The following is an 11,287-nucleotide window of genomic DNA, read 5'->3' as shown; positions in this document are numbered from 1 at the left end:
TTTGTCGAGAGACTTCCGCCACGTCCCGCCCAGCCGCGCGTCCCGCCCCGCCCTACAGCGCCGCCTCCAACCGCACCACGATCGCCTTCGAAGTCGGCGTGTTGCTGATCTCGGCCGTCGAATCCAGCGGCACCAGCACGTTCGTCTCCGGGAAGTACGCCGCCGCGCAGCCCCGGGCGGTGTCGTAGGCGACCACGCGGAATTCCGGCGCCCGGCGCTCGGTGCCGTCCGTCCACTCCGACACCAGGTCCACCATCGCGGCGTCGCGGATGCCCAGGGCCTTCAGGTCGTCGGGGTTGACGAAGACCACGCGCCGGCCGGCGTGGATTCCGCGGTAGCGGTCGTCGAGTCCGTAGATGGTGGTGTTGTACTGGTCGTGCGAGCGGATCGTCTGGAGCAGCAGCCGGCCCTCGGGCACCGTCGGCGCCTCGAACTCGTTCGCCGTGAAGTTGGCCTTGCCGGTCGTGGTCGGGAACGTGCGCGAGTCGCGGGGGGCGTGCGGGAGGGCGAAGCCGGAGCCGCGGCGCACGCGGGTGTTGAACTGCTCGAAGCCGGGGATCACGCGCTCGATGCGGTCGCGGATCCGGTCGTAGTCGGCCGCCAGTTCCTCCCACGGCACCGGGTGTTCCGGGCCGAGCACCGTGCCGGCCAGGCGGGCGATGATCGCCACCTCCGACAGCAGCGCCTCGCTGGCCGGGGCCAGGCGGCCGCGGGAGGCGTGGACCAGGCCCATCGAGTCCTCGACCGTGACGAACTGCTCCTGGCCGCCCTGCTGGTCCGTCTCCGTGCGCCCCAGCGTCGGCAGGATCAGCGCGCGGCGGCCGGGGACCACGTGGGAGCGGTTCAGCTTCGTCGAGACCTGGACGGTCAGCGCCGTGCCGCGCAGCGCCGCCTCGGTGACGTCGGTGTCCGGGGTGGCCGCGACGAAGTTGCCGCCCATCGCGAAGAACACCTTCGCGCGGCCGTCGCGCATCGCGCGGATCGCGTCGACCGTGTCGAAGCCGTGCTCGCGCGGCATCGGGACGCCGAACTCGGCGCTCATCGCGTCCAGGAACGCGTCCTTGGGCTTCTCGTAGATCCCCATCGTGCGGTCACCCTGCACGTTCGAGTGCCCGCGCACCGGGCACACCCCGGCGCCGGGCCGGCCCACGTGCCCGCCGAGCAGCAGCACGTTCACCACCTCGCGGATCGTCGGCACCGCGTGCTTGTGCTGCGTCAGGCCCATCGCCCAGCAGACGATCAGCCGCTTGGAGTCCCGCACCTCCTCGAACGCCGCCTGGATCTCCTCGCGGGTCAGGCCGGTGGCGTCCAGGATCTCCGGCCAGTCGGTGGCCCGCGCCGCCTTGGCGTAGTCGTCGAAACCGTGGGTGAACGTGTCGATGAACGAGTGGTCCAGCACGGTCCCCGGCGCGGCGTCCTCCGCCTCCAGCAGCAGCTTGCCGAACGCCCGGAACAGCGCCAGGTCCCCGCCGACCTTGATCTGCAGGAACCGGTCGGCCAGCGGCGTGCCGTGCCCGACGACGCCCGAGGGGTTCTGCGGGTTCTTGAAGCGCAGCAGCCCGGCCTCCGGCAGCGGGTTCACCGCGGTGATCCGCGTGCCGCCCCGCTTGGCCTTCTCCAGCGCCGAGAGCATGCGCGGGTGGTTGGTGCCCGGGTTCTGCCCGACCACCAGGATCAGGTCGGCCTTGCCCAGGTCGGCCAGCGACACCGAGCCCTTGCCGACGCCGAGCGTCTCGGTCAGCGCCGAGCCGGACGACTCGTGGCACATGTTGGAGCAGTCCGGCAGGTTGTTGGTGCCGAAGGCGCGCACGAAGGTCTGGTAGAGGAACGCCGCCTCGTTGGACGTCCGGCCGGAGGTGTAGAAGACGGCCTCGTCCGGGGAATCCAGGCCGCGCAGCTCGTCGGCGATCAGGCCGAACGCCTCGTCCCAGGTCACCGGCCGGTAGTGCTCGGCCCCGGCGTCCAGCAGCATCGGCGTGGTGAGCCGGCCCTGCTGCCCGAGCCAATATCCGCTGCGCTCGGCCAGCTCGGCGACGGAGTGCTCGGCGAAGAACTCCGGCGTGATGCGCCGCAGCGTCGCCTCCTCGGCGACTGCCTTCGCCCCGTTCTCACAGAACTCGGCGATGTGCCGCTTGTCCGCCTCGGGCCATGCGCAGCCGGGACAGTCGAAGCCCTTCTTCTGGTTCAGCCGCAGCAGCGTCTCCGCCGACCGCTTGACCCCCATCTGGTTCACCGCGTCGCGCATCGCCACAGTGACCGCCGGGACCCCCGCCGCCCAGTCCTTCGCGGGCCCGACGCGCAGGTTCTCATCGCCTGGGTCGTCGGTCGGCGCTTTGCGGGCCATGATGCGGGCTCCTTTGCCTCGGTGGTTCGGCCCTATTGTCTCGCCGCGGACGCCGACGCGGAAATGTCCGCCTGAATGTCCCCCTGCGATGATGGTCGGGGTCACTTCCGTAACGGTCGGCGCAGGGAGCGGGTGGGGTACGCGTGGTGCAGAAGAGTCTGGCGGCCGAGCTTCAGGAACGGGCGGCGCGTGCCGTGCCCGCCGAGTTCGGCGAGCGGGTGGGGCAGTGGTGGCTGCGGCACGCCCCGGGGTGCTCTTGGTGGATCGGCTCGGTACTGCCGCACGGCGGTCATGAAGCGTCGCGGGCCGAACTGGAGGCACTGATCGCGGCCGCCGAGGCCTACACCGCCGAACGGGAGATCCCGACGCTGCTCCAGATGACGCCGGAAGCCGTGCCGCCGCGACTGGACGCGCTCCTGGCGGCGCGCGGCTACGAGCGTCAGGTCCCTGTCTCACTCCAGACGGCCACGACGGCGGAGGTCCTGGCGCTCGCCCAGCGGGGCTCCGAGCGCGGCTCCCTGCGGGTGCGACTGGACAAGCACCCGACCCGAGAGTGGTTCCAGGCCTGGAGCGCCGTGGTCGGCGGCGACCCCGAGCCGCGGTGGCGGCTGCTGCAACGGATCACCGAGGCCGGCGCCTACGCCAGCGTGGAGCTCGGCGACGAGACGGTCGCGGTCGGGCGCGCGGTCGCCGAGGGCGGCTGGGCGGGCATCTTCAACATGGCGACCCGGCCCGAGGCTCGCGGCAAGGGCGCGGCCGGCGCGGTCATCGCGGCGTTGGCGGACTGGGCCGCGGTGAACGATGCGGCGCGGATGTATTTGCAGGTGGAGCAGGAGAATGAGGGCGCGCTGCGGTTGTATGCGCGGGCTGGGTTCACGGAGTTGTCCCCGTTTTACTTTCGGGTGAAGGAGTAAATCGGCGCGGGGTGTCAGTTCTCGTGTCGGTGGGGTGCCGGTGAGGTGCCGGTGAGGTGCGGCAGCGGCGGGTTCGAGCAGCGGTGGGATGCCAGTGCTGCCAGTGCCGGTTTCGGTGGCGGTGCCGGTGGGGGGCCAGTGACAGTGTCGTGTCGGTGGCAGTCGGTGGCAGTCGGTGGCTGTGGTGGCGGCAGTGTCGGTGGGGATGCCGATGCCCAGCCTGGTCGCGCGCGCTCTACGCCACCCGCAGCCCCAAATGCCCGGCCATCGCCGGCGCCAGGTCCACCAGCTGGGCGCCGTCGATCGTGGCGCCGCGCAGGGCGTCCAGACCGGCTTTGAAGTGCAGGCGCGCGCCGCGCAGGTCGACCTCGGCGAGCTTGGCGCGGCTGAAGTCGGCTTCTTCGAACGTGCAGCCAGGGAAGCGCACGCGGGTCAGCTTGGCGCCGCCGAAGTCGATTTCGCGCAGCAGGCAGTCGGTGAAGACCACGTCGGTCAGGGCCGCGCCGCGGAAGTTCACCGCGTCCAGCTTCACCTGGTCGAAGTGGACGCGGCGGAGGTCGGCGCCGTGCCACTGCACGCCGGAGGCGATGCCGCGCACCAGCTCCGTGTCGCGCCAGTGCGAGGCGGACAGGTCCGGGCCCAGCAGGCGCGAGTCCTCGATGCGGACGTCCGCGAACGTGGTCTTGCCCCACTCGCCGCCGGCCAGCGCCACCTCGGTCAGCAGGCACTGGCTGAAGCGGGCGCTGTTGGCGAACACGTCGTCCCAGCTCAAGCTCGCGGCGCGCTGGTACTCGTAGTGGCCTTCGTCGAGCACCCGGGAGTCCAGGGGCGCCAGCTCGGCTAAGGGCGGCAGGTCGGGGCGGGGCGGCGGGATCGGTTGTGAAGATGGCATGCCGATCATTGTGGCCCACGGGTGCGCCCGGTGTGGGGGGCTTCTCAGGGGCGGTTGTCAGTGCGTGACGACGCGTCGGAAAGGCGGTTGAGCCGTGGGCGGCGAGCCGGGATCATCGATGACCGTGTCCGAACCGATAGCTGTCCTCGCCCTGTCACCGCAGCACACGTCGACCTCCGAGCTGCTGGCCGAAGCGGCACGTGCGCGCGGGCTCCAGGTGCACGTCGCCGACGAGGTCCCGGCTGCGGCGCATGGGCGCTGCGCGTACTACGGCGGCCCGCTGTTCGGCGCGAAGGTCGGCGACGCTCTGGGACTCGGCCTGCTCGTACCGCCGGACGACTTCCTCCAGTCGCTGCCGCGGGAACTCCTCGGACGGCGCGTCGAGGCGATGACCGTGGCCGAGGCACGCCGCCGCACCCGGCCCTTCTTCGCCAAGCCGCCGAGCGACAAGTCGTTCGACGCCGGGGTCTTCGCTGACGGAAGCAGGCTGCCCCAGCTGCCGCCGGAGACGGAGATTCAGGTCTCGGAGATAGTCACCTTCGCCGAGGAGCACCGGCTGTTCCTGCTCGGTGGGAAGGTGCACGCTGCGAGTCGCTATGCCCGGTTCGGGCGCCTGGACGTGGCATCGGCCACGGCGGCGGCCTCGGCGTTCGGAGCGGAGGTCGCGGAGGCCGTCACCGCCAGCCCGCTGGTCCCCTCAGCGGTGGTCGTCGACATCGGCCTGATCTCTGATCCGGACACCGGCACGGAGCACTGGGCGGTCGTGGAAGCGAACATGGCCTGGTTCGCTCACAGCTACGCCGCCGACGCCGACCGCGTTCTGGAGGTCGTGATCGCCTCGGCCGGGCCGGTCTCGGCGGTGCCGGATGCCGATAGGCGGTTCTTGGCTGGCGGTCGCGGCTAGCGCCACCCCCGGCGCACAACGCAGCGGGCCGCCGGTCATCCCGGCGGCCCGCTTGTGAATCAATCGTCTAGCTCTCCTAGCTCCCGCTCACGAACCCGAGGTTCTCGTAGACCGTGTCCTGAACCCCCGGCGCGCCGTAGTTCGCCAGCTTCGGGTTCTCGGCCACGATCTGCGGGCGCTGGAACAGCGGCACGACCGTGTCCAGCTTCCAGATCGCGGCGTCGGCCTCGTTGGCGTACTTGTCCGCCTGGGTCCGGTCCAGCGAGCTCAGCGCCTGCTCGAACAGGTTGTCGATCTCCGGGCTGCCGACGCGGCCGTAGTTCTGCTGGATGTTCAGCGAGCCGCCGGTGCCCGGGGTGGGGTTGGCGAACTCCGGCTGCGCGGTGCTCAGCGGGTAGGCGTTGCCGCCGAAGATGACCTGGGCTATGTCGAAGTCGCCGACGTTCACGTACTTCGTGTAGTAGTCGTCGCCGGGGACCGGGACGATGGTGACCTGGACGCCGATGGCCGCCAGTTGGTTCTGCACGATCTCGGCCAGCTGCTTGTTGGAGTCGCTGGTGGAGTTGATGACGAAGCGCAGGGTCAGCGGCTTGCCGTCCTTGGCACGGGTCTTGCCGCCGTCGGTGCTCGTCCAGCCGGCCTGGTCCAGGAGCTGCTTGGCGCGGGCCACGTCCTGGGTGCCCAGGTCGCCGGAGTTGTCCTGGTAGCCCTGGTCGTTGGTGAGCAGCACGTGGTTGTTCAGCGGGTCGGTGCTCACGCCCAGCGGGCCGACCAGCGCCGTGTCGATCTGCTTGCGGTTGATGCCGATGGTCAGGGCGTTGCGGACGCGGATGTCGGACAGCGGGCCGGTGCCGGCGCCGTTGAAGGTCAGGTTCGCCCAGACCGGGCCCGCGGCCTTGCGGACCGTGACGTTCGACATGCCCTTCACCCGCGCGTAGTACGACACGTGCGAGCCGATGCCGTACTGGAGGTCGACCTCGTTGTTGGCCAGGGCGTCGGTCTGGGCGTCGAGGTCGATCGACAGGAAGATGATCTGGGTCAGCTTCGGCGGGTCACCCCACCACTTGTCGTTGCGGACCAGGGTCAGGGTCTTGGCGGTCTGGTTGATCGAGCCCAGCTTGAACGGGCCGTCGCTGTTCGGGATCGCGTCCTTGAAGTCGTTGATGAACTTCTTCGGGTCGCTGTTGGTGGCCGCCGGGTAGAGCGGCGAGAACAGGCCCTGCCACTCGCTGTAGGGCTTGGCGAAGGTGATCACCACCTCCTTGGGGTCCTTGCCCGGCTTGATGTCCTGGATCTGGTTGTAGCCGACCGTGCCGGAGATCTGGAACGCCGGGTTGGTGCCGTTCAGGGCCTTCCACTGCGCCTCGAAGTCGGCCTCGGTGACCGGGGTGCCGTCCTGCCAGACCGCCTTCGGGTTGAGCTCCAGCGTCACCACCTGCTGCGGCGAGGCGGTGACGGTGTAGGAGGCGACCAGGTTGGCGTTGTTGTGCGGCACGCCCTTGGAGTCGGCGTAGAACGGCTGCTCCAGCACCGCGCCCATGATGTCCGACACCGAGCCGTCGGTGCCGTCGACCTCGTTGTAGTTCAGCTGGTCGGAGATCCCGGCCTCCGGCCAGCGCAGGGTGCCGCCGTCGGCGATCTTGGCGCGCGGCTGCGGGTTGATGTCGTTGCCGGGCTGGGTGTTGATGTTCTTGGAGGAACTGCTGCCGGACGTGCCGGACTTGCCGGAGGACGAACCGCCGCACGCGGTCAGGCCCAGGGCCAGCGCGGCCACTGCGGCCGTGCCCAGTACCAAGGAACGAGGGCTGCGTCTCACAGTGCTGTTCTCCTTTTGGGTGTGGATGTAGATGCGGGTGAGGGTGGGATTGGTAAGACTGATCACGCGACGGTGCCGGACTGGACCAGGGCGGGTACCCAGGCGTCCAGGTGGTGGCAGGCCGCCGAGCGGTCGGCGTCGCCGACCGGGGTCAGCGCCGGGTCAGTGGATTCGCAGAGCTCGCGCGCCTCGGGCTTCTCCAGCGCCGCGTACAGGGGGCAACGGCTGCGGAACCGGCAGCCCCGCAGCGCCTCGGCGTCGCCGTCCAGCACCACCGGACTCGGCGGGTCGCCGGGCAGCACGATGCGCTCGCGCTGCCGCTCCACGACCGGATCCGGCACCGGCACGGCCGAGAGCAGCGCCCGGGTATAGGGGTGCCGCGGGTCTTCGAACACTGAGTCGGCGTCCCCGTACTCGACGATCCGCCCCAGGTTCAGCACCGCGACCCGGTCCGCGACGTGCCGCACCACGGCCAGGTCGTGCGACACGAACAGGTACGCCAGCCCCAGCTCGCGCTGGAGATCGCCGAGCAGGTTCAGGATCCCGGCCCGAACCGAGACGTCGAGGGCCGAGACCGGCTCGTCCAGCACCACCAGCCGCGGTTCCAGCGCCAGCGCCCGGGCGATCGCCACCCGCTGCCGCTGCCCGCCGGAGAACTCGCGCGGGAAGCGGTTCGCGTGCGACGCCTCCAGCCCGACCATCTCCAGCAGTTCGCGGACCCGGCCGGCGGTCTTGCCGTGGCCGTGGGTGCGCAGCGGCTCGGCCAGCAGGTCGCCGACCGGCAGCCGCGGGTCCAGCGAGGCCAGCGGGTCCTGGAAGACCGCCGCGATCCCGGCCCGCACCGGCTGCGCCCGCCGCCGCACTCCGCGGCCCCGGTTCAGCGCCTCCAGGTCCTGACCCAGGACGCTGATACTGCCGCCCTGCGGCGTGCGCAGGCGCAGGATCTCCATCACGGTGGTGGTCTTGCCGCTGCCGGACTCGCCGACCAGGGCCAGCGTGGTGCCCGCCGGGATGTCGAGGCTGACGCCGTCGACGGCGCGGACGGTGCCGATGCGGCGGCGGATGATCGAGCCCTTGGTCAGCGGGTGGTGCTTGATGAGGTCGCGGACGGTGAGTACGGGTTCTGCGACGCCTACGGGTGCTGCGACAGCCGCCGCCTCGGACTTCGTCGGCGCCTCGGGCTCCGCCAGCGCTCCTTCCACTCCCTCCGCATCCGAAGTCGCTTCTGGCTCGGTGTCAGCGGTGTCAGGGATGCCGGAAGCCTGATCGGTGAGCCCTGAGTCGCCGTTCGGGCCGGCCATCAGATCCAGCCCCTCACCGGTCCGATGACAAGCGGCCGCCCGCCCCTGTCCGATCTCCAAGAGCTCGGGCTCCGTCGTCCGGCACAAGTCCACCGCGAACGCGCACCGCGGCGCGAACGGGCATCCCGCCCCCAGCTCCGCCAGCGAAGGCGGCGCCCCGGGTATCGACCGCAGCCGCACGCCGCGCCCGGCGTCCAGCCGTGGCAGCGAGCCCAGCAGCCCGGCGGTGTAGGGCATCTTCGGCGCCGCGAACAGCTCCTGGACCGCGGCGGTCTCCACCGGGCGGCCCGCGTACATCACCGCCGCGCGGTCGGCGAAGCCGGCGACCACGCCGAGGTCGTGCGTGATCAGCACGATCGCCGCTCCGGTGGCCTGCTTCGCGGTGGCCAGCACCTCCAGGATCTGGGCCTGCACGGTCACGTCCAGGGCGGTGGTCGGCTCGTCGGCGATGATCACGTCCGGATCGTTGGCGATCGCCATCGCGATCATCACGCGCTGCCGCATGCCGCCGGAGAACTCGTGCGGGAAGGCCAGCGCGCGCCGCGCCGGATCCGGGATGCCGACCAGCTCCAGCAGTTCCACGGCCCGCTTCATCGCGGCCTGCGATGTCACGTCCTGGTGCACCCGGATCGCCGCCGCGATCGCCTCGCCGACCCGGTAGACCGGGGTCAGGGCGGACAGCGGGTCCTGGAACACCATCGCGATGCCGGCGCCGCGGATCCGCGACATCTCCTTGTCGTTCAGGCCCAGCAGCTCCCGGCCGCGGAACCGCACCGAGCCGGTCACCTTCGCGTTCGTCGGCAGCAGGCCGATCGCCGCCATCGAGGACACCGACTTGCCCGAGCCGGACTCGCCGACGATGGCCAGCGTCTCCCCGCGCCGGACCTGGTAGCTCAGGCCTCTGACCGCCGCCAGCGGCCGGCCCTTCTCGCCGGGGAAGGACACATGCAGGTCCGTGACTTCCAACACCGCGTCGTCGCTCATGCCGCACCCCCGGAGGTGGAAGTGGACGCGGCCGTGCCGGCCGCGTCGTCCATCGCGTCCCGCAGCCCGTCGCCGACGAACGCGACCGCCATCACCGTCAGGATCAGCAGGATGCCCGCCGGATAGAACAGCCACGGGTAGTTCAGCGCCGAGTCGGTGCCGTCGGCGATGATCGTGCCCAGCGACACGTCCGGCGGCTGCACGCCGAAGCCGAAGTAGCTCAGCGAGGTCTCGGCGATGATCGTCCCGCCGACGTTCAGCGTGGCGTCGATGATCAGCAGCGAGGCCATGTTCGGCAGCAGGTGCCGGGTGATGATGCGCAGCGGGTGCACGCCCATAACCTCCGCCGCGGTCACGAACTCCCGCTCCCGCAGCGAGCGCGCCAGTCCCCGCACCATCCGCGCCGTCACCATCCAGTTGAACGCCGCCAGCAGGATCACGAACAGCAGCCAGGTGCGGCCGTGGAACAGCGGCGAGGTGATCGCTAGGATCAGGAACGAGGGCAGCACCAGCAGCAGGTCGACGAACCACATCAGGACCCGGTCGGTCCAGCCGCCGAAGTAGCCGGCGGTGGCGCCGACGATGCCGGCCAGTCCGGTCGACAGCACCGCGGCCAGCAGTCCGATGATGAGCGACTTCTGCAGGCCCCGCATCGTCTGCGCGTAGACGTCCGAGCCGATCTGCGTGGTGCCGAACCAGTGCGTCGCCGACGGTCCGGTCAGGAAGTTGTTGTAGTCCTGGTCCTTGTAGTTCCAGGAGGTCAGATACGGCCCGATGAACGCCAGCGCGAACATCAGCACCAGGATCACCAGCCCGGTCACGGCCAGCTTGCGCCGCAGGAACCGGCGCAGCACGATCCGGCCGCGGCCCAGCGCGACCGGCTCCGGCGCGGTCATCGCGGTCTCTTCTTCGGCGAGTACCAACCCCTCGGCCGTCATCAGTCACGCACCCGGGGGTCCAGCAGCGCGTGCGCGATATCCGACAGCAGCCCGGCTATCAGTATCAGCACCGCGGTGAACAGCACCATCGCCGCGACCGCGTTGACGTCCTGGCGGCCGATCGAGTCCACGAACCACTCGCCCATGCCGTGCCAGCCGAAGATCTTCTCGGTGAACGTCACGCCGGTCAGCAGCATCCCCATCTGGTAGGCGAACAACGTCGCCATGGGTATCAGGGCCGTGCGAAGGCCGTGCTTGACCAGCGCCGGGCCGCGCCGCATGCCGGTGGCGCGGGCGGTGCGGATGTAGTCCGCGCCCAGTACGTCGAGCATCGCCGAGCGCTGATACCGGCTGAACAGCGCCGCCTGCCCGAGCATCAGCGACAGCGTCGGCACGACCAGGTGCTGGCCCCGGTCGACCAGGTGCCGGAACCAGCCTCCGGTCAGCCCCGCGGTCGTCTCGTTGGTGTAGGGCAGCAGCGTCGTGCCCGCGGCCTGGTTGATCTTGACGGTGCCGATCTTCAGCAGCACCGCCAACAGGAACACCGGCGTGGACAGGACCAGGAACGATAAGAAAGTGATGGTGTGGTCCGATGGTCGGTACTGTCTGATGGCCGATACGAAGCCCAGCGCGACCCCGACCAGCGCGCCGCTGATGGTGCCGAACAGCACCAGCCGCAGCGTCACCCCCATCCGGCGCCCCATCTCCGCCGAGACCGAGGTGTCGTCGATGGTCTTTCCCAGGTCTCCGGTCACCACGCCCTTGGCCCAGTGCGCGAACCGGTCCTCCAACGGTGTCTTGTCGTTGAGGTTCAACTGGTTCAGCGTGGCGTTGACGGAGGCGACCGGCGGCGGGGGCTGGCGCTGCGCGAAGTACTCGCGCGGACTGAGGCTGGAGGCCGCGAGCAGGTAGCCCAGGCAGGTCGCCAAGGTGATCAGGACCAGGTAATTGACGATCCTGCGCAGCAGGAATGCACCCATGGCGTCGCGAGGCTCCCGTATCAGGGCACGCTTAAGCGTGGCGAAAGGACTTGGCATGGAGCTGAGCGGTTCTCGGACCGATCGGTACCCGGGAAACACCGCTTATATGCAAAGCCCTCGTCTAAAGGCCGCTATGCGGATGTCGGGGGAGGCCGGAACCCTTATCGGGAAAGCGGACACAGCGCGCTGGCCACGCGACAGAAGTCGACGTGGC

At 70.3% G+C, this 11,287-nt stretch carries 8 protein-coding genes; 2 read left to right on the top strand and 6 right to left on the bottom strand.

The window, feature by feature from the left end:
- Window positions 1-52: 52 nt before the first annotated feature.
- The gene (locus IZR01_RS07980; protein ID WP_194923440.1) at window positions 53-2,344 is read right to left on the bottom strand and encodes an FdhF/YdeP family oxidoreductase; all 2,292 of its coding nucleotides are present in this window, start codon (window positions 2,342-2,344) and stop codon (window positions 53-55) included.
- Window positions 2,345-2,487: 143 nt separating this feature from the next.
- Here IZR01_RS07980 and IZR01_RS07975 point away from each other — a divergent pair, with 143 nt between their 5' ends.
- Complete coding sequence (locus IZR01_RS07975) at window positions 2,488-3,258, top strand: GNAT family N-acetyltransferase (RefSeq protein WP_194923439.1); 771 nt, start codon at window positions 2,488-2,490, stop codon at window positions 3,256-3,258.
- Between the two features lie 235 nt (window positions 3,259-3,493).
- Here the strand turns inward: IZR01_RS07975 and IZR01_RS07970 are convergent, their stop codons facing one another.
- Window positions 3,494-4,150 (bottom strand): pentapeptide repeat-containing protein, encoded by a 657-nt coding sequence (locus IZR01_RS07970; RefSeq protein WP_194895806.1) that lies wholly within the window; start codon window positions 4,148-4,150, stop codon window positions 3,494-3,496.
- 124 nt (window positions 4,151-4,274) lie between these two features.
- Here IZR01_RS07970 and IZR01_RS07965 point away from each other — a divergent pair, with 124 nt between their 5' ends.
- Window positions 4,275-5,054 (top strand): ATP-grasp domain-containing protein, encoded by a 780-nt coding sequence (locus tag IZR01_RS07965; RefSeq protein WP_323746944.1) that lies wholly within the window; start codon window positions 4,275-4,277, stop codon window positions 5,052-5,054.
- A gap of 76 nt (window positions 5,055-5,130) precedes the next feature.
- On the opposite strand, the gene IZR01_RS07960 is transcribed toward IZR01_RS07965, so the two are convergent.
- The 4 genes from IZR01_RS07960 to IZR01_RS07945 all read right to left on the bottom strand — a co-directional run bounded on the left by IZR01_RS07960 (window position 5,131) and on the right by IZR01_RS07945 (window position 11,073).
- Window positions 5,131-6,870 carry an ABC transporter family substrate-binding protein gene (locus tag IZR01_RS07960; RefSeq protein WP_194923437.1) on the bottom strand — a complete coding sequence of 580 codons (1,740 nt, stop codon included), beginning with the start codon at window positions 6,868-6,870 and terminating at the stop codon, window positions 5,131-5,133.
- Window positions 6,871-6,932: 62 nt separating this feature from the next.
- Window positions 6,933-9,155 (bottom strand): dipeptide ABC transporter ATP-binding protein, encoded by a 2,223-nt coding sequence (locus IZR01_RS07955; protein WP_194923436.1) that lies wholly within the window; start codon window positions 9,153-9,155, stop codon window positions 6,933-6,935.
- Window positions 9,152-10,093, bottom strand: coding sequence for an ABC transporter permease (locus tag IZR01_RS07950; protein ID WP_228554969.1), 942 nt, complete (start codon window positions 10,091-10,093; stop codon window positions 9,152-9,154). Before IZR01_RS07950 ends, IZR01_RS07955 begins: the two co-directional genes overlap by 4 nt.
- On the bottom strand, window positions 10,093-11,073 hold the full coding sequence (locus tag IZR01_RS07945) for an ABC transporter permease (protein WP_194895810.1): 981 nt from the start codon (window positions 11,071-11,073) through the stop codon (window positions 10,093-10,095). The genes IZR01_RS07950 and IZR01_RS07945 overlap by 1 nt, the downstream gene beginning before the upstream one ends.
- Window positions 11,074-11,287: the final 214 nt, after the last annotated feature.

Origin of the sequence: Catenulispora pinisilvae, from assembly GCF_015356865.1 — a bacterium.
Taxonomy (GTDB): Bacteria; Actinomycetota; Actinomycetes; order Streptomycetales; family Catenulisporaceae; genus Catenulispora; species Catenulispora pinisilvae.
This window is presented reverse-complemented; position numbering and strand designations above follow the sequence as displayed.